Origin of the sequence: Sphingobacterium sp. UBA7625 (assembly GCF_002484085.1) — a bacterium.
Lineage (GTDB): Bacteria > Bacteroidota > Bacteroidia > Sphingobacteriales > Sphingobacteriaceae > Sphingobacterium > Sphingobacterium athyrii.
On sequence record NZ_DLJD01000058.1, the window covers coordinates 336,702 to 359,271 of the forward strand.

General features: G+C 37.2%; 21 protein-coding genes and 1 pseudogene. 9 read left to right on the plus strand and 13 right to left on the minus strand.

Annotation, left to right across the window (positions count from 1 at the left end; translation table 11 throughout):
- Nucleotides 1–109 precede the first annotated feature (109 nt).
- A pseudogene (gene tnpC, locus B4G94_RS25165) lies at nt 110–1,516 on the plus strand (IS66 family transposase); the annotation flags it as partial.
- Nucleotides 1,517–1,544: 28 nt separating this feature from the next.
- Here tnpC and B4G94_RS28175 read toward each other — a convergent pair.
- The 5 genes from B4G94_RS28175 to B4G94_RS25185 form a co-directional block, all read right to left on the minus strand.
- Nucleotides 1,545–1,838, minus strand: coding sequence for a helix-turn-helix domain-containing protein (locus B4G94_RS28175; protein ID WP_414711839.1), 294 nt, complete (start codon nt 1,836–1,838; stop codon nt 1,545–1,547).
- Nucleotides 1,735–1,965, minus strand: a complete 231-nt coding sequence (locus B4G94_RS25170; RefSeq protein ID WP_286862866.1) for a hypothetical protein — start codon at nt 1,963–1,965, stop codon at nt 1,735–1,737. Before B4G94_RS25170 ends, B4G94_RS28175 begins: the two co-directional genes overlap by 104 nt.
- Nucleotides 1,966–2,466: 501 nt before the next feature.
- Entirely contained in the window at nt 2,467–2,949 is a 483-nt protein-coding gene (locus B4G94_RS25175; RefSeq protein ID WP_286862867.1) for a hypothetical protein, read from the minus strand.
- A gap of 85 nt (nt 2,950–3,034) precedes the next feature.
- Complete coding sequence (locus tag B4G94_RS25180; protein WP_286862868.1) at nt 3,035–5,629, minus strand: AAA-like domain-containing protein; 2,595 nt, start codon at nt 5,627–5,629, stop codon at nt 3,035–3,037.
- The gene (locus tag B4G94_RS25185; protein WP_286862898.1) at nt 5,629–7,257 is read right to left on the minus strand and encodes a hypothetical protein; all 1,629 of its coding nucleotides are present in this window, start codon (nt 7,255–7,257) and stop codon (nt 5,629–5,631) included. The genes B4G94_RS25180 and B4G94_RS25185 overlap by 1 nt, the downstream gene beginning before the upstream one ends.
- A 355-nt stretch (nt 7,258–7,612) precedes the next feature.
- Here B4G94_RS25185 and B4G94_RS25190 point away from each other — a divergent pair, with 355 nt between their 5' ends.
- Nucleotides 7,613–8,593, plus strand: coding sequence for an AAA family ATPase (locus B4G94_RS25190; RefSeq protein ID WP_286862869.1), 981 nt, complete (start codon nt 7,613–7,615; stop codon nt 8,591–8,593).
- A gap of 21 nt (nt 8,594–8,614) precedes the next feature.
- Complete coding sequence (locus B4G94_RS25195) at nt 8,615–11,116, plus strand: S8 family peptidase (RefSeq protein ID WP_286862870.1); 2,502 nt, start codon at nt 8,615–8,617, stop codon at nt 11,114–11,116.
- A gap of 329 nt (nt 11,117–11,445) precedes the next feature.
- Here the strand turns inward: B4G94_RS25195 and B4G94_RS25200 are convergent, their stop codons facing one another.
- Both B4G94_RS25200 and B4G94_RS25205 read right to left on the minus strand, forming a co-directional pair.
- Nucleotides 11,446–12,120, minus strand: coding sequence for a hypothetical protein (locus tag B4G94_RS25200; RefSeq protein WP_286862871.1), 675 nt, complete (start codon nt 12,118–12,120; stop codon nt 11,446–11,448).
- 20 nt (nt 12,121–12,140) lie between these two features.
- Complete coding sequence (locus B4G94_RS25205; RefSeq protein ID WP_286862872.1) at nt 12,141–12,329, minus strand: hypothetical protein; 189 nt, start codon at nt 12,327–12,329, stop codon at nt 12,141–12,143.
- A gap of 104 nt (nt 12,330–12,433) precedes the next feature.
- Here B4G94_RS25205 and B4G94_RS25210 point away from each other — a divergent pair, with 104 nt between their 5' ends.
- Complete coding sequence (locus B4G94_RS25210) at nt 12,434–13,039, plus strand: hypothetical protein (RefSeq protein ID WP_286862874.1); 606 nt, start codon at nt 12,434–12,436, stop codon at nt 13,037–13,039.
- 89 nt (nt 13,040–13,128) lie between these two features.
- Complete coding sequence (locus tag B4G94_RS25215; RefSeq protein WP_286862875.1) at nt 13,129–13,779, plus strand: tetratricopeptide repeat protein; 651 nt, start codon at nt 13,129–13,131, stop codon at nt 13,777–13,779.
- A gap of 90 nt (nt 13,780–13,869) precedes the next feature.
- Here B4G94_RS25215 and B4G94_RS25220 read toward each other — a convergent pair whose 3' ends face one another.
- From B4G94_RS25220 to B4G94_RS25230, 3 genes are read right to left on the minus strand one after another with little or no spacing between them, the layout of a single operon-like run.
- Nucleotides 13,870–14,406, minus strand: a complete 537-nt coding sequence (locus tag B4G94_RS25220) for a cysteine hydrolase family protein (RefSeq protein ID WP_286862876.1) — start codon at nt 14,404–14,406, stop codon at nt 13,870–13,872.
- A gap of 10 nt (nt 14,407–14,416) precedes the next feature.
- The gene (locus B4G94_RS25225; protein WP_286862877.1) at nt 14,417–14,779 is read right to left on the minus strand and encodes a hypothetical protein; all 363 of its coding nucleotides are present in this window, start codon (nt 14,777–14,779) and stop codon (nt 14,417–14,419) included.
- Nucleotides 14,779–15,111 (minus strand): DUF6984 family protein, encoded by a 333-nt coding sequence (locus B4G94_RS25230; RefSeq protein ID WP_286862878.1) that lies wholly within the window; start codon nt 15,109–15,111, stop codon nt 14,779–14,781. The genes B4G94_RS25225 and B4G94_RS25230 overlap by 1 nt, the downstream gene beginning before the upstream one ends.
- A 105-nt stretch (nt 15,112–15,216) precedes the next feature.
- Between B4G94_RS25230 and B4G94_RS25235 the strand changes: the two genes are divergently transcribed.
- Genes B4G94_RS25235 through B4G94_RS25245 form a run of 3 tightly spaced genes read left to right on the plus strand, consistent with a single transcriptional unit; the run spans nt 15,217 to nt 17,507 of the window.
- On the plus strand, nt 15,217–15,438 hold the full coding sequence (locus tag B4G94_RS25235; protein ID WP_286862879.1) for a hypothetical protein: 222 nt from the start codon (nt 15,217–15,219) through the stop codon (nt 15,436–15,438).
- Between the two features lie 10 nt (nt 15,439–15,448).
- Nucleotides 15,449–16,264, plus strand: coding sequence for a hypothetical protein (locus B4G94_RS25240; RefSeq protein WP_286862881.1), 816 nt, complete (start codon nt 15,449–15,451; stop codon nt 16,262–16,264).
- A 25-nt stretch (nt 16,265–16,289) separates the two neighbouring features.
- A complete protein-coding gene (locus B4G94_RS25245; protein ID WP_286862882.1) occupies nt 16,290–17,507 on the plus strand; it encodes a hypothetical protein in 1,218 nt (405 codons plus the stop codon).
- A gap of 154 nt (nt 17,508–17,661) precedes the next feature.
- On the opposite strand, the gene B4G94_RS25250 is transcribed toward B4G94_RS25245, so the two are convergent.
- Nucleotides 17,662–18,555 carry a winged helix-turn-helix domain-containing protein gene (locus B4G94_RS25250; RefSeq protein WP_286862883.1) on the minus strand — a complete coding sequence of 298 codons (894 nt, stop codon included), beginning with the start codon at nt 18,553–18,555 and terminating at the stop codon, nt 17,662–17,664.
- Nucleotides 18,556–18,667: 112 nt separating this feature from the next.
- Between B4G94_RS25250 and B4G94_RS25255 the strand changes: the two genes are divergently transcribed.
- On the plus strand, nt 18,668–19,693 hold the full coding sequence (locus B4G94_RS25255; RefSeq protein ID WP_286862885.1) for a ligand-binding sensor domain-containing protein: 1,026 nt from the start codon (nt 18,668–18,670) through the stop codon (nt 19,691–19,693).
- Nucleotides 19,694–19,930: 237 nt separating this feature from the next.
- Here the strand turns inward: B4G94_RS25255 and B4G94_RS25260 are convergent, their stop codons facing one another.
- Nucleotides 19,931–21,079: a TlpA family protein disulfide reductase gene (locus B4G94_RS25260; protein WP_286862886.1), complete on the minus strand. Its 1,149-nt coding sequence runs from the start codon at nt 21,077–21,079 to the stop codon at nt 19,931–19,933.
- Nucleotides 21,080–21,126: 47 nt separating this feature from the next.
- Nucleotides 21,127–22,566, minus strand: coding sequence for a RagB/SusD family nutrient uptake outer membrane protein (locus B4G94_RS25265; protein ID WP_286862887.1), 1,440 nt, complete (start codon nt 22,564–22,566; stop codon nt 21,127–21,129).
- Between the last annotated feature and the right edge of the window lie 4 nt (nt 22,567–22,570).

Sequence of the window (22,570 nt, forward strand, 5' to 3'; positions counted from 1 at the left end):
AGAGCTTATAAAGATTGCCAGGCAGCAATTGTCGGGGCAGAAATCTTTGGAGCGTAAGACACAGGCACAGCAGGCCGAGATCGAGCGCCTGACCCGGGAGCGTGATTACCTGAAGGCCCAGGTAGAGATGTTCCAGCGGATGCAGTTCGGCCAGAAACGAGAGCGCTTTGAAGGCGATCCTGCTCAGACTATGCTTCCTTTTAATGCGGAGCCTGCTGAAGTAGAGCATCAACAGGAAGAAATCAAAGAAAAAATCGAGTATGTGCGCAAGCGCCCCAATCATCACGGGCGGGCAAAACTCCCTGAGCACTTACCGGTAGAAGAGATCGAGATCCACCCCGAGGGAGATCTATCCCGGATGGTGTGCATCGGTAAAGAAATTACCGAAGAGCTTGAATGTGAGCCGGCAAAGTTCTATATCAAACGCTACATCCGTTATAAGTATGCCGCCAAAAACGGTGAAGGTGTAAAGATCGCCGAGCTTCCCGAGCGTGTCATCGCTAAGGGGATCCCGGGGGCCGGCCTGCTGGCGATGATCCTGACCGACAAATATGTGGACCACCTCCCGCTGTATCGGCAGAAGCAGCGGTTTGCGCGGGAAAATATCCACATACCCTCTTCCACAATCGATGGCTGGGCGAAAGAAGCACTGATCAAACTCGAACCGCTTTACGACCAGCTGGTATTCGATACCAAAGCAAAAGGATATCTTCAGGTGGACGAGAGTCCCATTAAAGTGCTGGACAGCGATAAAAAAGGTGCTGCCCACCAAGGGTACTATTGGGTATATTATGCCCCGCTGGAAGGAACGGTGCTTTTCGACTACAGTCCCACCCGTGGCGGTAGTGCCCCATTGCCTATATTGGGCAGCTTCAGCGGTTATCTCCAGACCGATGGCTATGCGGTATACGAAAAGTATGCAAAGAAAAAAGAGGTCACCCACCTTGCCTGTTGGGCACACGCGCGCCGCGAGTTCGAAAGGGCGCTGGAAAATAACCGGGCAAGGGCGGAAAAGGCGCTCTGCTATATCCAGCAGCTGTATGCTGTTGAACGCAAGGCAAGGGATGCTGGTCTGGATGCAGAAGCAACCAAACAGCTCCGCCTGGAGGAAGCCTTCCCAGTGGCTAATGAGCTTGGGATGTGGATCGGCAGGGAGATAAAAACTACATTACCAAAAAGTCAGATCGGAAAAGCCATGGACTATGCCGCCGACAGGTGGGATCCGTTGACTGAATACCTTAAAGACGGAAGCCTCCATATAGATAACAACCAAATCGAAAATGCCATCAGGCCCCTGGCCCTGGGACGCAAAAATTACCTGTTCGCCGGAAGTCACGATGCGGCACAAAGGGCAGCAATGATATATTCCTTCTTTGCTATCTGTAAAAAGCATGGTGTGAACCCATTCCAATGGTTAAAGCACACACTGCAAAACATCATGTCCATAAACCACAAGAACCTGAAGGATCTGTACCCGCAGAACTATAAGAAACAAATCGAGCAATCAAATATGTAGTTTATCGGGCGGATACGCAGTTTACGTGTTACGCCAACTCTCTTAAGCTCTTTCTCCAGATGGGGCAGACGTTCTTTGAGATCCTCGAATCTGGGATCACGATAGGCCGGATTGCCTGAATGCAGCAACCCTTCCAGAACAGGATCTTCCACAGCAAAAGGTCGCTCATATTCAACTTTGCCGGCCCTATCTTGTAGAGGTAGGACTTTACGGTATTCTTACTTATACTCAGACTGCGGGCTATCGACTTGATAGCATAGCCCTGCTGTTGCAGCCTGATCATCTGTTTTATCTGACTCATGGGTCTGGTTTTTCCGGCCATTGGGTAATATCATTTCCCCAAAAGTAAAACCAAAATCAGCCCCCAGGCAAGGGGTCAATATCTTCCGGAATTCTGAAGTCCCAATAATATAAGAGGGAGCAGCATGATCCAGAATAATAGTGATCAAAACAGAAATATACTATACGACAGGGGCAACATGCTCCGGAATATATTGCTGTTTGAACAATAGAGGGGTCAGTATCTGACGGAATGCCATGCGATAACAACGATAAAACAACCATGGTGTACCTAAACTAAGCCCGGAATCAGGGGGTCAGCATGCTCCGGTATATGCACTTGAGTTCCTTTTAAAACAAATACTAACGAAAAATCAAATTCCTCTTTTTCCATTTGCTGTGTCTAATATAAAAATTCTTTATTTGACACAGTTTACTTTACACCCTCCCAAAGGTAATCAGTGCATTGGTAAGCTTTAATTTTTTCTTTTTTTCCCTCCTATTTAAAATTTATGAATCATCACCGAATACTCTACTTTTAAATACACCAGTTTTTCGGAGAGAGATCAATTTTTCTTAAAAATAATGCCCCTAAATTGATTACATTGCTTAAGTTCTGGAATATTATAAATGTTGCTATTTCTCATTAGAAAACCTCTCGAATGTCCATTCTAATTAAACCTTTGGGTTAAAAATCTATAAAAAGATAACATTAAGCAAATAGCTCCAATAATTCCAAAAATCACATATGTAATCCTATATAAATTTTTATGAGAAAAATGAGTTTTAAGAAGACCATTTTTTTGAGATCTCAAAAAAATGGTCTCTTTCTCTTCTAAACTAAAAATACGAAAATCATCACTATCTAGATATTTGTTTTCAATTTTCTTAATTATTGACTCAGAATGCTTAATTAGGAAACTATTTCTGTCATCTATTTTTATAAATATAAAGGAAATAATCATCTGAATTAATCCAAACAATGCTCCAAAAGACGACAAACCAAAAGAAGGCTGCATTGATGTAACCGTTGCAGTTGTTAAAAGAGAGGAAAACAAAATAAAATAATTAAAATGCTGAACCCGTTGTTGTGAATGTTGTACAAAATATTTGAACCCTAGATCCAACCACTCTTTATCAGTAATATTGTTCATTTGCATTAAAAATAATGTATAAAATTCCCATAAATTCAATCGTTAATTTCTCGTCATAAATACCGCTAAAAATAGGCTATTCCAGCTATATAATCACACAGCTACCATTCTCATAATCTTTTTCAATTTTCTTAAATTTGCAAACGACTTCTTTACCATCCATATATCGAACAGTTACCAACTTGTTTCTTTCCGGTTTTGGATCTTTCACGAGAGGAACTCTAATATTAAACCCATCTAAAGTCTGATTACATTCATTAACTATTACTGGTAAATTAGTCGCTAATAATTTACTGTTGGATTTAACAGCATTACTACGGTTAACACGTTCTAAAATTTCTGCTGCTTTGATTTTTGCGTCGGTGATTTTACCTGTTTTCTTCAAAAAGATAAGTTCAAAAAAACTAACAATGAGAAATGCATCTTTTATTTCTTTTGGGACTCTTTCCTCTAAATTTTGTATACGCCTTATCAGATAGTAAGCTCTAGCAGTTTCATTATTCTCAAGTAATTGATTAATATTAAATAACAGCAATGTTATAATTTCTAAGGTAAGATCATTTTGATCATTATTAACGAAGAAATCCAATAAACTAGTAATATAAACACTTTCCCCATCCCTTTTAAGTGAAAACGACAAACTACTTAATAATGTTAATAGATTTCTTTTAATAAGTGAATTATGTGGCGGATAGTTTATGTAGAAATATTCTGCCAGTGAAAATATAAAATCATCAGAACGATCAATTTCCTGAGCAAAGCCGACTAACTTATCTAGTATTTTCTCCTTTGAATATCCGGATCGTATTTTATCTTCATAATCAATTAATCTATCAAAATCACTAATCTTGTTTGATGCAAACAAATATATTTGAAGCTTTCTTAAATGATCGACATCAAATTTACTCTCGAAGTCATTTGCATTTTTATGTAAAGTAAGTTTATTTTCAAAAATGGAATTTAGAGCGTAGTTTAAATACAAAAGTTTTTCTTCTTTTTCAGACGTGATTTCATACAAAGCAAGATTAAAGTTAGCCTTAGATTCATTTGGTATATCGTTAGATATACTTTTCAAATATATTATCTGCTCATTAGTATCAAAATCTTCAATTGACAAGAATTTCGATAGTTTAAAAGCAGTAAACTTTGATTCGAAGAAAACACCTGGAGATTGCAATATAAAATCTTCAACTTTTGATGTTATTACCTCTTTCAAATAAACCTTTCCAATATTTTGCAATTTTACGTCATCAGAATCTGCCGCTATTTGTATTAAATTAATCTTTGCAGAAGCATAAAAATCATTTTTTAAATCTAGATCAACAACATCAACAAAAGCTGCCCAAGCATTATCAAAATCTTTTTCTTTAATAAAAAGATATCCCAGGTGCAGTCTCCACAATAAATAGAAATTTCCAAATTCTTTTTTATCAAAATCAACTTTTAATAATTCACTTTTTGAATTTTCAAATTGGTTGTCATAATAGTAACTTAAACCTAAATAAAACGTTGCAAGATTAGCATTTTTCAAATTTAATTTTTCTTCACCAACGCTTCTAATAAGATTTTCAATAGCTAATTTAAATACCGATTTATTATAATAATCAATACCTCGTCCTAGGTAATCGGTTGTATCTTCGATCAATGATTCTATCCACGATACAGACAATGACTGTTTTATTATTCGATTTTTAACCACAATAGTATCCTCACTAAAATTAACAATACCAGATAAGTATAATTTTTGTTTTAGTTGGTCTGAGATTAATTTTCCCTTACCATATTCCATCTCGATAAGAGCATCTTGTAGTGATTTATCACTTTTTACAATTTCTCTTATGTTATCAATAGGAGGTTTATCAAACTGAGTTAAATAATGTTTTTTGACAATTTCATCAATTTCCATAATTTCACTAATCTCTGCATCATTTCCTTCAATTAGACTTAACAAATCCCAAGTGAGACGTGGATTTCCATTAGCCCAATAGTAAACTCGTTCTTGAATTCCATCTGATAAATGCCCCAATCCTGCTTTCTTCAAAAACTCTTGATATTCAGATTTGTTAAAATCATTTAAAAAAATCTTTTCTCCGATGTTGAAAGGTGATATCTTAGGATTTTTTATTAGGTCAGAAGGTTCTACAACCCCTGACAATAAATACGTAAGGCGATCAAATTCTTCGTAATTTGCTCTAGCAAAATAAATACTACGAATTTGGGAAAATATTTGATCGGAATAATCTGTTTTGGTTAACGCGTCTATTTCATCTAATACTATTATCAATTTTCCTTTTATTGCTTTGAGCAGAATTCTAAGTTCGCCTTCATGTTGTTTTTGGGGAGGTAAATGAGAAAATTTTAAACGGAAATTTTCAATTTCTAAGTCTGTGGAAGAAAACGCATCTAAATTAGTTTCAATTGCCAAGTCAATTATGTTTCTGAAACATGTTAATTCATCATAAAACAAATTACTTAAATCAACATAAACAAACTTATCGTTTTCATTAGTGAATTTTCTTCTGGCATTCAGTAAAAGATTTGTTTTTCCCATTTGTCTAGAAACTAATACATATCCTGGTCGCCCCATTTCCTGTATAATATTCTCCACCTGGCGATCAGCAGATCTTTCCACGTAAAGATTAGCGGGAACTATGGTATAAGGTTTTAATTTTCTATCCATTACACAACATTTTGACTTTTAGTTTGGGAAATTGCATTATCTATATTTTCTGAAGTAAAACCACCTAGTATCACAGTCGTTTTTAACATATTTTTAATCCATCGAGGAGAGCCATTGCTTTCCTCGATGATTATTTTCTTTTTCGAATCCTCTATTGAAATATTAAGTTCTCTTTCAAAGATAGATATAAGAGCTAAACATTCTTCCGTAGTCCAATTCTCGAAATTGAAAAATTTAATATGATTCTTCACCTTGTTCTGGAACTCTAAAATAAAAGGTTCTGGAGAATAGATGGAAGAAAGGGCATACTTAACCTCAACTCCATTACAATTCAAAGCAGATGAAATAAAAAGAGAGCAAATTCTTTGAACAAACTCAGCAAACTTCTCGTCATTACCAAGAGGTATTTCGTCGATCAAAATAAATATTGTTTTCGATTTTGAATACTCTTCAATAATATTATTGATCTTTCTAACGCATGTTTGATAATCACGTTTTTGTTCAATTTCAACCCCCGGTCTAAGCTTATACATCAATTCAACATAAATTTCATAAAAAAAATCGTCGATACGTAGACCAATGCAGCTCGCTAGAGTAATTGAGATATAATCAATCCGATCTTTAATTATATTTCTGATGAGTGCAATTGATTTTCCTCTACCAGACTTTCCACTAACCCAAATAGATGAATATTTAAGATGATCCAATAATAAATCATCAGCGACTCTATTCAAATAAAATTGTTCCTTGCGATCATCGTAAAGTTCAAAAAGTACTCTATTTACTAAAATTGGATCCAATTTACCTGAAGTAGGTGTATTCCCTGAGTACGCGTACAATTCAATATGTTCAAACGATTTAAGGCTTGAAAAAACTTCTAAACATAGAGATACTGCAGATCTCATAGCGGTTTTTTGGTTAACGTCTTTATTTTTATCTTTGTTTCCATCAGCATAATCGCAAATACCTTTAACTAAAATCCATTCTGTCAGACTTGAAGCTGCGGTATACAATCCTGCTCCTTCCATTTCTCCACCTTTTGCTAACGAATTATAAGCTTGAAGTTCTTGCCTCCGATCAATATGATTTATTAGTTCCTCCCCTGAGAAAATTGGGGCAACAATTTTCATCGCTGAACGATTTTCCAAAGGAAACTCCCAATTCCGAACGTTTCTAAACCTATCCAGCAGTAGTTTACTTGTTGGAACGGGAAGAGATCGAATAATGGTAGCCCCTTCTGTAATCTTTTTATTATCATAAGGAATTACATTATCCGCAACAATTACATCACCGATTTCTTGCGTTGAGGGATCAATTCCGAAAGCAATACCAATCATAATAGTAATTTTTGGCTTAAATAGTTTTACAGAGTCTCTAACTGTAACAATAGAACTTGCTGATCCTATAGACCCCATAGTACCACATTGAATATGGAAACACAAATATGCTCCAAATACCCCTACAAAATAAGTCTTATCCTCATAAGGACACTGAATAATTTTATCACCTTTTTGGATAGGTCTTAAATGTTCATGAAGTATTTCTGTCTCAATATCAGTCGCAGTAACTATCAAAATAGCATTTCCGACGAAACATTCTATTTCCTTATATTCTGTTTCACGATACATATCTTTCAAAAAAATATAGTTTGTTAGATAAATGAATTTTTAGAACAGAATTGATCAATGCGATAATTAACTTCAGTTATTTCTTTTATTATTTTATTCTCTAAAAAATATTCTTTACTTTTCATAAGTCAGTTTTAATAGTGCTAAGATAAAAACTTTAGATATTTAATCTGACAGTTATTTTAAAAAAATAAAAACGTTCGATCTGGATTAAGATCGAATATAAAGATCTCATAAAAATGATCCTTTAATTAGAATCAAAAATTCTATATCTTTAAAATATAAAACATCTAAAAGTTCGGCACCTATTTTGATTATATAACCTTATATTTGCAAAAATTTTGAGTAAAGCATAATGGCAGCATTAGAACAAATAAAGAGCTTGATTCGCTCATTTGGCGAAGGAGACGAAAGTCGTTTCTATGCTACTGCTATGCAGATAGCTGCCGCAGAAGCACGCCAAGGCCATACTGCTTTAGCTGAAGAGCTCAAAAAAATGATCGATAAGGCAAAACTTTCAAAAAGTAAGGAATCAGTTCTTATCAAAAAGCTTCCTGTCAATAGTGCTCAAAAAGAATTAGACGATTTATTAGAACTCATACGTCCTGAGGTAAAACTCAAGGACATGGTGCTTTCAAAAAGTGTACGAATCTCAATCCAACGTGTACTCGACGAACAACGTAAAATAGATATTCTCGAAAGTCATGGTTTGACTGCCCGTAGAAAATTACTTTTTACTGGTGCACCAGGTTGTGGTAAGACGATGAGTGCTCACGTACTGGCGAGTGAACTGGGCCTTCCCCTATTCATCATCAGACTCGACGGGTTGATTAGCCGATATATGGGCGAGTCGATTGCAAAGCTTCGCCTAGTATTTGACGCCATGCGTGATTTTAGAGCTGTATATCTTTTCGACGAGTTTGATAGCATTGGTACTTCCCGTTCCGCTGGAAATGAAGTGGGTGAAATAAAACGCGTACTTAACAGCTTCTTACTCCAAATTGAAAAAGATGATTCAAGAAGTTTGATCATCGCAGCAACCAATCTCCCTGAATCTTTGGATGTTGCGCTATTTAGACGCTTTGATGATATCATCCAGTTTCCTCTTCCCACTGAGGAGGATATTTACCAATTATTTGATTTAGAATTCACTGGGTTTGACCTCCCCTATACTATAGATCTAAAAAAAATTGCTCATAAAGCCATCGGATTAAGCTTTGCAGACATCCACCGTATTGTAAGTGATGTATGGAAAGATTATCTCGTCTATGGCGATAAGAATGTGAGTGAAGAAAAAATACTACAATATGTAGAGGGAAGGAAAAGACCTTTTTAAGGGACTTATTCTTTTTTCAATATGCCAGAAAATAACCTGCCCCATCTAGTACTAGGTGGAAATTTTTATGATGCCAAAAATTATACCTCTAATATTCAAGGAGGCCCTACCGTATTAGCGCGTAGTGGTATTAATCGTCAGCAACAAGGTGATTTCGTCAAGGTCAGATTCAATGAAGCCTTGGATGACTTTTGGAATGGTAAACAGATTCAAGACTTTGTTTATATAGTTTTTAAATCTGCCCCCGACTTCCCACTTGATATTGATAAGTTTGATGATAAATCAAGTTTTCGTATTGCATTTACAAGAATATGTGAAGCTATAGATGAAGAGGGTAATACCTTTGAATTTCAAGAAGCTGGCATATATTTAGACAAAACAGCAATCGTTAACTTCTTGAAAAAAGTAGATGAATTTATTACTAAGAATACACCTCAAAGTGAAAAGGCTGGAGATCCTAAACCTAGAAATTATTCTTTAATAGCAAATATCGAGGATATTCGCGCAGCCACTTTAGCAGCATTTTGGCAGGAACCTGAAAACGAATTTCCCAATGCAGACCAAAGTATATGGTGGGAAGTATGGCTAGATTATGATAATAACAATGATTACATTGAACAGTGCAAAGATTTTCTACTGCAACACGGAATCCAAATTGGCCAACAATGGATCTGCTTTCCTGAACACACTGTAGGTTACATAAAAGGCACTCCACTGCAAATGGAGAACTTACTCTATTTGGAATGTCTAAGTGAGTTACGTAAACCTCGTGATTTAACAGATTTTTTCACATACGCTACTCGCATCGAACAAGATAATTGGATTAATGATTTATTACAACGAGTATCCAATAGCGCTGATCAAAATAAAATATCTGTATGTTTATTGGACACCGGAGTAAATCATGGTAATCCATTATTAACACCTCATATTAAGGAACACTATCTCTCGACAGTCTTTGCCGATGGCCATGTTGCCGACAGGACAGACATGCGCAATGGCCACGGGACTCCCATGGCGGGACTGATCCTGTACGGAGATCTATCTGAAGTATTTGGTCACAACCATCCTGTAAACATTCCCTTTAAATTCGAGAGCGTAAGAGTCATAGATCACAATAAACCACATGATCCACTGAATTATGGTTTCGTAACGATCGATGCTGTCTCTAATGCCGAAATCATGAATCCGGATCATAAACGCACTATTTGCATGGCTGTAACATCTAATGATAATCAGCACTTAGGAAAACCGTCAGTTTGGTCCGCCACTATTGACATGCTTTCTTTTGGAACAGAAGAAATTAATGAAAGAAACTTGTTTATCATTTCTTCTGGAAATTTGACTGAGGAAATCCGTAATGGATATCCAATAATAAATGATGATCATAGTATAAATGATCCTGCACAAGCATTTAATGCTATAACAGTAGGAGCATATACATTGAAAGATCAGCTAGACCTTAATCTATTTCCCGATGCCGAAATACTAGCACGCAGAGGAGCTATGTCGCCTTGTAATACCACATCTTCCATTTGGACAAACGAATGGTCTAGAAAGCCTGATATTGTAATGGAAGGTGGTAATCAAGCCATACAACATGGCGGTGTATTGAGTCCAGATTCACTTCAATTATTAAGTACCTCCTGTGGAAAAACTTTAAACATGCTTACAGCATTTGGAGATACTAGTGCGGCTACGGCTCTCGCCAGCCGGTTCGCTGCACAACTTTATACAAATTACCCATATTTAAGGCCAGAAAGCATAAGGGCATTGATGATTCATTCAGCGAATTGGACACCAGCCATGTTGGGAGACCGGAACTTGGGGGATTTATCTTTTGCACAAAAACTTAAACTTATACAAACTGTAGGATATGGTGTTCCAAATCTCCAACGAGCTGTACATAGTGCTTCAAATTCTCTTACATTAATTTGTGAGGCTGAATTAAAGCCTTATAAATATGAAGATTCACGAGTTAAAACAGACCAATTTCATTTATACAATTTACCCTGGCCGGTAGACGCACTAGCAGAATTATACAATACACCGGTACAATTAACTATTACCCTATCCTATTTTATAGAACCGAACCCTGGCAATAAAAGGTATGCAAAGGCAAACAACTATATGTCGCATGCATTAAGGTTTAAAATGAACGATACAAATGAATCTCCGGATGCATTTGCAGGAAGAATTAGTGCTGAAATGCGGGAAGATGATTATCAAAATGAGGGCCGTGAACGAAACTGGAAATTGGGTGAAGACCTACGGAATAAAGGATCTATTCATAAGGATATATGGGAGGGTAACGCTGCAGATCTGGCAACTCGTAACATTCTAGCAATATTTCCAACAACTGGATGGTGGAAAACCAGAAAAAAATTAGAACGCTATAACAATACTATCCGTTACAGTCTGATTATTAGCATTTCTTCACCTGATAGTGATATTGATATTTACACACCTGTAAAAAATTTGATTGAGGCTAAGGTGGTTATTCCTGTTGAAGTTAAAATCTAAAAAACATTCTATTAACTTGAATATTACAGCACTGTTTCATTAATTGTGTAAGTTATAAAATGCAGAGTTCGAAAGGACTTCGTATTTTTTATTTACTTAACTTTAAAAAAGTATGATTGACGAGGAGTCACTAATAAACGACAAGAAGTTCTTAAAGAGTTCTAAAGACGGCTTGGTGCTGCAATCGTTTTTCCGCGAATTACAGGTACTAGCAGACACACACATCGCAGATGCTTGAAGGAGAAATAAACGGCCACCTTGGCTACAAAAAGCATAAGCGCAGCGGTCGGGTAATTCACGCAATGGACATACGAGCAAAAAAGTGTCTATCAAAGTATAACCTCAACGGAATTATCAAATTCAAGACCTGTAACGCCATTTTCTTCCATTGCCGATCTCAATTTCGCAGAAATGAAAACCCCACCTAAGCGAGAATAGAACATATCCAGTTTTGAATCAAATTCATTATTAAGCGCTAATACTTTTATTTTTGGAAAAGGCCTGAAATTTCTCATTTCCTCCGCGTTCGAAAATTGATGGTCAGTGAGCGCTATATTTCCATACCCCCCCGTATAAAAGACCGATTTACTAAAGTCAATAATATCCCAATCTTGTATTAAGGTAAAGAACATCTTATACGAATGAGTTTCCTCTGAATTAGTAGGGTCAGAGATAATACTTGGATAAAGTTGATATGATTGAATATTGAATGATTCCAATAATTTAAGAGATTTATCATCAATTAAAAAAAGACAGTTACTTAAGTGAGGACAGAAGCTCATAAAATTCGTTTCTTTTGTCAGCTTTAATTTTTTAAAATGAAAATAAACAGAGAAATCGGGTAAGGCCTCATTCAGCGTCCAAGGGCTTCCCGGATGGAAATAAGCATTCAGTTTCTTTAAATACTCTTTTGTAAAAACCTTTTCCATCAATTCAACTTGATAGATCCCGTTTCTTACACCGATAACTTTAGGATCACTTGATAATTCTAGTTTGAAATACATTCGCTTTTATTTAAAAGAAATCATTTATTTTTTGCTGCTTTATAAGCGTCATTTCTCTCATCAAAGGATTCAACATAGGCTACAGAAAATCTTTCGCCGCTTTCCTCATCCATATTCAACCATTTGATTATGGGATAATCATCATCCTTGACAGCCCGACCATTGCTCCACAGACTTTCCAAGTCGCAATCTGGCTCTGATTTGATCATCCCTTAAATACTGTTTAATAAATATTGGGTAGATGAATTTAGTAAATTGCATTATGGAAAAGAAAACATTTTGACATCTTCTTTTAAATCAGTTTTTTTATTTTATGAAAGTATACATCCTAATTCCATTTTTATTTCTTGTTGTAGCTTGTCAAAACACTGCCAAAGAAAAACCTAAAGCAAAAACGCCGGAAAAAACTTTCAATTATTCCGCCTTTCAAAAAGACTATGAGGAAATACTGGAAGCGATACTCACACATGACACTTGTATCAGTCGATTGATCATAACTGAGAACCCTAAAACTTATATCGAAGACAGATTTACCAAAGATTCCATAAGCACGTCTTATAAGGGGGATTACCCCCCAGGAGATGAAATTGGAATCAGGGAACTATTTAACCATCTCAGTAGTAGCCGGCAGGATTCTATAAATTTCCTAAATCAGACAAGAGACAGGGATACAGTCTACATTCCCCAACCGATCGCTCATAAGTATGTGGTTAAAGACAGCAATAGATTGACTATGGAAGAACGTTTTTTAACAAAGCTGGTCTTCCACTTACCTATTCTGACACATGACGGCCAAAAAGCATTTGTATCCCTGGATTATCTATGTGGTGGATGGTGTGGCCAAGGATGGTATTTTATTCTAGAAAAAACAAACGGCAAATGGAAGGTTGTTAAATATGAGGGCACTTGGGAAGCTTAGCTGCGATTACCTGATCTTTTTGTGTTCATTTCTACGATTTATGGATCTGACTTTTGGTATATTTAAAAATAATATAGAAAGCAATACAAATGACAGATTGGTATAGACGAAAAACTTGGACTACAGCCGACGAGGAGGAATTCTTTGCCAAACTCATTCGTAGCAGAAAATACAATCATCCTCAGTTTTTAAGAATACAAGCATTTGAACTGGTTGAAGCAAAGGATAACAATCTTTTGGATGCTGCTGAAATGCTTTTGAATAAGGTATTAATAGAATACCCCGATAATAGAATTGAAAGAAGCCAAACCTATAATCAATTGGGGAATATTTATAGACTAAGAAATGATTTCGAAAGAGCATTAATCTATTTTCAAAAATCAATCGATTTCGAAAAGGAATTTCCAAATGTAATTTCAAGATCTTACCTCGATTTTTCAGAAACAGTAGTACAAGCTCAGAAAACCGAATTTTATGACAAAGTTTATTATTTATTATTGAAAAAAACAGAAGAAAAACATATCCACTTTCCCATAGAGGATTACACCGTGTATTCTATATTATCTTTTTTAGCAAATTTCAAAGGTGATACAACAAAAGCTAAAGAATATGCGCAAGTAGCTTCAATTTACGCTGATAAAAAAACTAACTCGCTCTGGAATGTAAACAAAAACAAAATCGGTATCGTAAAAGGGCGAAAATCATGGCTGGATAAATTGATAAGACACAAAAATACATAACAACAAAGATAAAGTACCTATACTCACATAGGCCAGAGCAATAAAAAATGGACACTTAATATACCCCATGTGACAATATCGTCTCTTTAGCTAAGCGCTTAAAATAGCATGACAAGGTTCAACTTTGATCATACCTTGCGTTGGCGTCATTTCTGACCATAGCCAATTAAAATACTCAATCACCTGCCGGGCAGGGATCATGGGTCTGTCAGAGGTGGTGTGCCCATCGGCAACTACAGTAATAGAGTAGTCCTTCGTCAAAGCTGATTTTAGGGTAGCATCCACACAAAAATCTGTGGCACATCCGGTCAAGACCAATTCCGTCACGCCGCTGCTGGTCACTAACGCTTGAAGTTCTGTTCGATAAAACGAATCATTTGCTGTTTTAGAGACAAATATATCTGCGGGCCCTCTGATCAGCTCTGGTAATAGCGACCAATCTTCTGTCCCGGGCAGAAAACAGTTTTCCTTTGTCCCATCATGCTGTATAAAAATGACCAGATCCCCGTTCTTTCTGAACGCCTCAGAAAGTCTGTTGATCCGATCAATAACAGCAAAGGTATCATACCGCAGCTCATAGGGTCTAAAACTCCCCAATTGCATATCTATTATTAGTAAGGCTCTCATTAACGCAAAATTATCGATTAATATAATCACTATATTCTTCCTGAATCACTCCTGCTGAAATATATTTGTTAGGAAAGGCTTTATAAGTGACGTCTGCAAAACTTAATGCATCAGCAATCGAATTAAAAACATGTATCACGCCAAATGGCTCATCAGGATCAACCAATGAAAACGAATATATGTCCAAGAAATCTTCATTTCCCTCATCAAAGGATTCAAAATAGGCTACAGAAAAGCTTTCGTCCTTCTCCATGTTAATACTTAACCACTTGAGTATAGTATAATCCTCCTCCTGGACATCACCCAACCATTGCTCCACAGACTTTCCAAGCCTCAATCTGGATTGAATTTCATCTTCGTCTAAATACCGCATCACACATTTATTGATACATCTGGAATCTTTATCAAAGGAGAAAAATCACCTTTGAAAATATCCAGTTCGTAAAAATTTTCGTCAGTATCTAAAATAACTGTTATTACTAATAGCATACCGTCAGCATCATGGAATTCCATATCATTTAAGATACCTCCTGTACGGCGCTTATCCTCTCCTTCAACAACAACTTTCAGACTCCCCATACCGCCATCGTCCATTTCCTCAACAAATAGGTCTTTCAATGAAGCAATAATTGCGGCTCCTTCCGGTGTATCATAAACCAAATAAGAAATCAGCTTTATTTCCGCAGAGGTCAGTCTTCTCTTCATATTTCGCGTAGTTCTATTGGCTTATCAACGATTCATCTATATAAAGATCAATATTCACTTAAACAAATCAAACTTTTACTATATTTATTTGCCAAACCTTTTAAGATGAGCATACAGAGTATAAATAGAGGATCCGGACACTATACTATTTCAACAGGTTTTGAAGAGACTGATTTACGGGCTCTGGCGGTGGATAGCAGTACAAAATATATCCAATTTTCCACTCCGCTATCAAATGATGAAATAGATTTATTGGAAAAGGTTATTTTCTCCCAAAGGGGGGGATATTGCATTACGGATATTTGGACATTACTCCACAGCTTGTGACCTGACTTTTTTGGAGCGTATTCCTTCCCTAAAGAAGGTTTCAATAGATTGTTTAATTGAGGCAACTGGAATCAATACGGTTACCAAGTTAAAAAACTTAGAAACGCTAGCTGTCGGTATTCTAACTTTGGACAATTTTGACTTTTTACAAAAAATCAACCCCAATCTAAAGGAGTTATTCTTGTATCAAACCAGATCCAAAAAACCGGATATTAAAGGTATTGAAAGATTCGAAAACCTGGAATACCTCTATCTTGAAGGGCAACAAAACGGAATCAATGCGATCAGTAAACTAAAGGATCTTAAAAAAATTGTTCTACGTTCGATCTCAACCCCTAACATTGATTATCTTGAGGGACTAAAACACTTATGGTCGGTGGACATTAAGCTCGGTGGAATAAAAAGTTTTGAAGCACTAAAAAACTTACCCTCAATTAAATACCTGGAACTTTGGCAGGTACGTGGGCTTTCTGATCTCTCATTTATTTCAGCACTGTCATCTCTGCAAAATCTATTTATTCAATCACTTAAACAGGTAACTGCATTGCCTGATCTTTCTACAAGTAAATTATTGCGACGAATTTCACTAGAAAGCATGAGTGGATTGACAGATGTATCTTCATTAAAAGATGTTCCAAATCTGAAAGAATTCATAATCTGGGATGGAAGCCAAAATGCAGAAGTTTTTTTACCTGTATTTGAAAACTCTAATGTAGAAAGTGTAAGTGGCTTTTTAGGCAGTGACAAGAGGAACAAGCGATTTGCTGAACTAGCTAGGCAGCATCATAAAAAGACGTTTGAGCATAGTGATTTTATGTACAAATAGTTTCTCAAAACAGCGAAATATTGACATGGTACATATTCGAGCAGTGATCTTATTGGTAGGTTTTCTTCTGCAACTACTGGATGTATATCCGCAATCTAAAAAGATGGAGGATAATACGGCTACAATTGATATTCAGAAAGAATCGCTGTCAAAGAAATTAATACTTTCAGACCTAAAAAAATCCAATCATGAATTTGCTTTTAGATTTTGGGGTCGCGGACAGGCAATCGATATCACTGGAGATAGTACAGATATTATAGGTACTGTAACAAATTATATATACCATCAAAAAAAATCTTCAGATTACAGAACAGATACCTTATTCAAAAAAGCTTCCCTTTCCCCTGACCAGGCAAAGGCTGCTTATGAACTTTTTCTGAATCTTAAGTTGCTCAATATACCTACAGACGAAAAGATAAAAGGATGGAGCAAGGGGTTTGACGGTATAACCTATATCATAGAACAGGCATACAATGGGAATTACAGTGCAAAAAGCTATTGGACACCCACTAGTCAACATGGGCTGCCAGAAGCAAGAGCAATTTCGGATTTCGTGAATAACTTATCGGATACGCTAAGACTGGAAGAAGCCTTCCAGTCATTCAAAAACACATTACCCCGTAAAGGGTGTTATCATACTGGTGGAATGGCAGTAATCTGCTATGTTTCGAACAGTTTTTGGGCGGGCTATAGCGCTGCGACAAAACTACCCTATGGTTTTTATACCGGTTATAATGCAGGATACATAGGAAGTACAAAAGTGAATTTGGGTGCATCACTGCAATATAATTTCAGTACGAATCGATTTTACCATTTGAACACCGCCCTAGCGAAGGGTAAAATCTTCTATGAAAAAGCTAACCTTACTGATTATATCGCCTATAGCTATCAGAAGAGAAAGATCAATGTAGAGAATGTTACCAAGAAGTTTGAAAATCATCAGCTCATGTACGGCTTGCAGCTTAAGAACAATTTTAAAGTTGGAGGCGGTATTGACTATCTGAGAAAAGAAGATAACCTAAGTGGCATCTATCTCTCTGCATCAAAAGGATTTACAAATCCTAATATCAATACCGGGATATCGGCATCCTTATTTGAAGGCCAGACCAATTATAAAATCGATCTCTCAAAGTTTATCTATTTTAACAGTAGATTTTTTGCAAAAGGATTGTCGGTTGGTCTAAGCTATGAAGATTTTATGCGCTATAGAGATGTGTATTTTAATCTCGTACTGTTGTTATAGTGATTATCATCGCGTTATCATCCTCATTATCAACCGCTCTTTTTTATTTACTTTTTGCCATTAATAGATAACTCAGAACAAAGAAAGTAAGTACAAACATAGCTACCTGAATGATAAATACCCGGTAAAGTAGATCTCCTTCTGCATACTTACATTAAAATCTAGTTTCAAGCTTATAGCCTTTACCGCGCACCACAACAATATTGATATCGGGAACTGTTTCCAATTTTTTCCTGAGTTTGGAAATAAACATATCCAAGCTGCGCCCAACAATCACACCCTCATCTTCCCAGATCTCTTTTTGCAACCTGCTCCTAGTTATCGTCTCATTAGGGGATAGCGCAAAAATATGCATTAGCCTTGCTTCCGTCCGGGTCAAATCTATGCATTCATTATTTATCCGCAATAGCTTTTCCTTCGGATCAAATCGGACCGAACCGAAATGGAATACCTGCACAAGCTGATCGTCTTTGGGTGCTTTTTGTAATGCACGTGGTCTAAAAACAACAAAACAGATAAAAGCCAACGCTGATAGACTCCCCAATATATAGACATTCTTCGCGTCATGTTCTATTGGATTGAATTTAATGTCAACGATATAACACTCACTAGGTTGCTCTCTTCCTAAGCAAGGTACAATATCATCTTCTTTATCTCCAGCGATAGCAAATCCATAGGCTACAGCATTCGTTGCACAGTTAAGAACGTTGACAATATAATTGCGCGTGACAGGATCTTCGGACAACAGGTCTTTCGCCGTATTTAAGAGAGAATCAGGCTGAAAAGTAATATGCTGTTCAAATCTAATCCGGTATTCATCTACTGTAATCCGCTCTATAGGAAGTACCCTCGATGTACTATCTCCCGACTGTAAGAGCAACTGGTGTCCAAGTTTTCGGAGTAAAATTTCTGTTTTTGCTTCATCAAAGCTACTCCTCCCCTCCTTACTGAATGCCAGACCGATCAATGCGATAGATAGGAATACGAATGTTAGTCCAATAATGTACCTACGTTTTCTATTAGGAAGATTTTTGAAATCAAATCGCATAAGCGGACATTATTTACAAAGTTTACAATTTAATTTACAATCCTGAACGGTCAGCTATAAAGATATCAAAGTATTTTCGCTCAACCAACTTTGATAGCATATGAACAATGCAATGAACATTTCCATTTTACTGCTGCTTTCTTTTTTAATCAATTCGTGCAGCGATAATAACCATAAGCAACAGCAACAGCGGCTAAACAATCCAAAAGTTTTATCCGATCATACAAGCGCTGCGCATGGCCCCAGTGGAATCGTCCGTACGGTAAAGCAAGACCGGAAGGGCAATATTTGGATTGCTTCATGGAAGGGCGTTTTTCGATACGATGGAAAATCGTTCAGCAATATAACAGCTGAAGTCAGTACCGCCCGTTTTTTCTCTGTATTGGAAGATGAAAAAGGAAACTTTTGGTTATCCTCGATCGGTTCAGGCGTGTATTATTATGATGGAAAATCCTTTCGCAATTTCACGACAAAGGACGGTCTTGCTGGTAATCAGGTCACTGAAATCTATGCGGATAAGGCGGGTAATATTTGGTTCTGTACTGAAGCTGGGGTGAGTTGCTATGATGGAAAATCTTTTAAAAATTTTACAACAAAAGACGGACTTTCCAGCAATAGCGTCAACTGGATTATGGAGGACCATACAGGAAAGCTATGGTTTGCAACCAGTGATGATGCCTGTGTCTATGATGGTAAAACATACACAGTCCTCAAGCATGAAGGTAAACCGTTTAAAAATGTCCGCTCTATAATCGCGGATAAAAATGGAAACATCTGGCTCGGGGGAAATGACGGACTATGGCGCTATGACGGTACTAGATTTACAAATTATACCCACCGGTTTGTTGGCTATATCTACGAGGATAAAAATGGAAATATCTGGACTAGTTCGGATAGTATTGTCAATAGGGACTTTAAGCATGTCTCACAACCGCCTACCAAGACAAAAAGCTGGATTCTCTCCCGCTACAATTCAAAATCGTTATTGGATCCCTCCATGCCTCCTAAGATCATCAGATCGGGGGAAGCTATGATTTTTGGAATAACGGAAGCTAACGATGGCAGCATATGGTTTGGTACTTTAAATGGAGTGTATAGTTATAATGGAAATAGTTTTACGGACTTTAAAACGAAATAATGGCTATTGAAGATTGTGCCACCGTTGTTCAAATTGGCGGTATTCCAATACAAAAACGTAGAGGCATCGACTTAGTCCAGGTACTGCATCATTATCTAAAGTCATAAAAACCGAGGCACCAAATGTGAAAAAGGATTAGTTGGGGTATAGCAACTGAAAGGATAGGAAGCATATAAAGAGCCCAGTAAGCTTTCTAAACTGGGCTCTTAAATCGCTATAAATACTTAAAAATTTAGTCTATTTACCAGAGGCTGCTTTCATCCTCTCCTCCATTTCTTTGGCAAAAATAACCTCAAGCTTGGTCCTGTACTCAGCGGCAGATTTTTTGTATTCATCCCGTGTCTCAACTGTTACAAATCCTTCATATCGCTTATCAGCAAGTTCTAGCTCTATACTACCCAATGCCTTTAACCGACTTTCATAAGCATTTTTAATATCTCCAGCCTTCTCATATAGGTCTGATTCTAGAATAAATACCTTTGAAAAGGTCTGTTTAATTCCTTTGACCAAATCAACTCCAAAAAGGTAACTCTCTTTAGAAAGTCCTTCTTTGGCAACAATACTCGCCGCAAATGCAGTACCTAGGAAGCCATATTTTGCCTGTGCCTCCTTTGCAAAACTGATCGCTTCAGTTTCAGGAAAGTTATTCAGTAAAAGCGGGAAGCGTTCCATGGCTACCGACATACCTGCAGCAGGATATGCTTTGACATGTTCATCCATTATTATCAATGCTTTTTTATAATCTTTGGCAGTAACAGCCTCTTGGAGCTTGGCATTGTATTTAGCCGCTATTTCCTCCTCTTCTTTTGCAGCCTTAAGACTTTCATCATGTTCGGCTTTGATAGCATTGATATCATAAGTGTTATCTATAATCTTGTCAATAACTTCGTCGATACCGGCTGGATGGCCAATCCATTGAACTTTTTCATTTTTAACCAAGATAGTGGCTGGAATTCCATTGATCCCGGCTGGTTCTAACCAATTCTTAGCAATAAACAGTGTATTGTTGTCCGTAGCAATATTGTACTTAATCCGCTCACCTTGCTGTTTCACAAATTTTTCAACAACTGGCAAAGATGATTCGTAAGGCTTGTCTCCCACTCTCTCCAATACATTGACACCGATAACTTCCACCTTACCTTTGTATTTTTCGGATAGTTCCGATAAATGTGGCATCGCCGCGATACACGGGCCGCACCAAGTAGCCCAAAATTCGAATATGTAAACTTTATCGTCATTAAAATCTTTGATCGGTGTACCCTTAATCCATTTTGCATATTTAAATTCCGGCATCTTATCGCCCAAGGTCAACGTCTTGCTTTGACTTTGAGCGTTGAGCATTAGAGACATCATGGTCAAGATAAATACGTTTAGCAGTTTTTTCATGATTGTTTTTTGTTTTAATTATAGTGTTGAAATTGTTATTATGAGCATTACAGGCCATAGCCGGGATTTTGTGGACCAAAAAGCGGGTTATTATCCAGCTCGGTAGCGGGAATTGGAAAATAAAATTGGCGATTGGAGGTGATGGTAGGTTTCAATTGCTTAACCATGTCTATAGGCAAGCGTAAAAGCGTATACCACTCAATTGCATCCTCTCCTGTCAAGTTTCGCACGACCTCTAGATAATTCTGTAAAAGAAGGTCTGCTGTACTTGTGGCGTCGTCAACAGATTTAAAATTTGTCACTCCGGCATTGGACATGACCAGTTTGATGGTCTGGCGAGCTTTCTCCTTATCAATATCTCCCCTGATCAGTGCTTCGGCTTTGAGGAGATAGACTTCGGATAGCCGCATGGCATATATAGACTCGGTCAATTGCGATGGTTCAGCCCCAAAAGGAATAAATTTCGTAAAATAATAGGATCCGGGATTGGCATCTGACTCTTCATTTTTAGGTCCGACCATCCATGCTCCTCTAGGGTCTGCAACTAATAGGTCTCTAAAAAATTGAGAACACATATAGGAATCGGAGGCGCCCGGATAGTAAGCCCGGCTCAATATCACAAAAGAAATTTCCTGATTAGCCTGCGGTTTTACAGACAACATCACTTCCTTGCTCGCCAGACCCTTGGATAGAAATAGATCCTTTAAATTGCCTTCTAAGGCGTAGCCACTATGTTGGATAATATCATCAGCCAATGTGACCACCGTAGCGTAATCTGTCGGTATGCCCTTGTTCATCAAGACACGCATCTTTAAAAGCATAGCACACCATTTTGTCGCGTAATAATTTGGATTCTCCGCAGGTGCATGTTCAATAGCAAAGTCCAAGTCTTCAAGAATAGCAGCATAGCTCTCTTTAACTGTACTTCGTTTTTTGGGGATACCGCTCAGTGTCGATAACTCTTCCCGCAATAGAACACCATACTGACTGTCCTCTTTAAACCACTCGCCGAAAAACATCAGCAACTTGAAATTCCCATAAGCCCGAAGAAAACGTGCCTGGGCGATAATTTCGTTCTTTTTGTTTTCGGAAAACTTACTGTCAGCAAGTATGTTTACTCCTTCGATCAGGCCATTTGCCTCATTGATAAGCTTATAGCAATACCCCCATAAAGCTGGCACATGCCGACTATTAGCGTTATCATTAATTTCATCCGCTCCCTGATAAAATCCATAGATTAGCGCGCCAGATAATAATCCTCCAGAAACATTGTTATTAGTCCATTGGGTGGTATTAGGTGAACCTACAATAGAGGAAACATTGGCAAAGCGCAAATACACTCCATTTAAAACGACTTCGGCTGACTTTTGGTCAGTAATTGCGGTACCATTTACCCGTGCATTTGCAGGTGGTTCACTTAATTGTTTATCGCAGGAAAGAAGTAGTCCTGAAAAAAATGATAAGAGTATAAATTTATATATTTTCATATTT

What these genes read in the sequence shown, in the direction of transcription:
- B4G94_RS25230 (WP_286862878.1), bottom strand. Translation starts at nt 15,111, where the DNA reads ATGAAGAGAAGACTGACCTCTGCGGAAATAAAGCTGATTTCTTATTTG.
- B4G94_RS25210 (WP_286862874.1), top strand. Translation starts at nt 12,434, where the DNA reads ATGAAAGTATACATCCTAATTCCATTTTTATTTCTTGTTGTAGCTTGT.
- B4G94_RS25175 (WP_286862867.1), bottom strand. Translation starts at nt 2,949, where the DNA reads ATGAACAATATTACTGATAAAGAGTGGTTGGATCTAGGGTTCAAATAT.
- B4G94_RS28175 (WP_414711839.1), bottom strand. Translation starts at nt 1,838, where the DNA reads ATGGCCGGAAAAACCAGACCCATGAGTCAGATAAAACAGATGATCAGG.
- B4G94_RS25185 (WP_286862898.1), bottom strand. Translation starts at nt 7,257, where the DNA reads ATGTATCGTGAAACAGAATATAAGGAAATAGAATGTTTCGTCGGAAAT.
- B4G94_RS25245 (WP_286862882.1), top strand. Translation starts at nt 16,290, where the DNA reads ATGGTACATATTCGAGCAGTGATCTTATTGGTAGGTTTTCTTCTGCAA.
- B4G94_RS25215 (WP_286862875.1), top strand. Translation starts at nt 13,129, where the DNA reads ATGACAGATTGGTATAGACGAAAAACTTGGACTACAGCCGACGAGGAG.
- B4G94_RS25255 (WP_286862885.1), top strand. Translation starts at nt 18,668, where the DNA reads ATGAACATTTCCATTTTACTGCTGCTTTCTTTTTTAATCAATTCGTGC.
- B4G94_RS25220 (WP_286862876.1), bottom strand. Translation starts at nt 14,406, where the DNA reads ATGAGAGCCTTACTAATAATAGATATGCAATTGGGGAGTTTTAGACCC.
- B4G94_RS25205 (WP_286862872.1), bottom strand. Translation starts at nt 12,329, where the DNA reads ATGATCAAATCAGAGCCAGATTGCGACTTGGAAAGTCTGTGGAGCAAT.
- B4G94_RS25190 (WP_286862869.1), top strand. Translation starts at nt 7,613, where the DNA reads ATGGCAGCATTAGAACAAATAAAGAGCTTGATTCGCTCATTTGGCGAA.
- B4G94_RS25250 (WP_286862883.1), bottom strand. Translation starts at nt 18,555, where the DNA reads ATGCGATTTGATTTCAAAAATCTTCCTAATAGAAAACGTAGGTACATT.
- B4G94_RS25265 (WP_286862887.1), bottom strand. Translation starts at nt 22,566, where the DNA reads ATGAAAATATATAAATTTATACTCTTATCATTTTTTTCAGGACTACTT.
- B4G94_RS25200 (WP_286862871.1), bottom strand. Translation starts at nt 12,120, where the DNA reads ATGTATTTCAAACTAGAATTATCAAGTGATCCTAAAGTTATCGGTGTA.
- B4G94_RS25195 (WP_286862870.1), top strand. Translation starts at nt 8,615, where the DNA reads ATGCCAGAAAATAACCTGCCCCATCTAGTACTAGGTGGAAATTTTTAT.
- B4G94_RS25260 (WP_286862886.1), bottom strand. Translation starts at nt 21,079, where the DNA reads ATGAAAAAACTGCTAAACGTATTTATCTTGACCATGATGTCTCTAATG.
- B4G94_RS25235 (WP_286862879.1), top strand. Translation starts at nt 15,217, where the DNA reads ATGAGCATACAGAGTATAAATAGAGGATCCGGACACTATACTATTTCA.
- B4G94_RS25180 (WP_286862868.1), bottom strand. Translation starts at nt 5,629, where the DNA reads ATGGATAGAAAATTAAAACCTTATACCATAGTTCCCGCTAATCTTTAC.
- B4G94_RS25225 (WP_286862877.1), bottom strand. Translation starts at nt 14,779, where the DNA reads ATGCGGTATTTAGACGAAGATGAAATTCAATCCAGATTGAGGCTTGGA.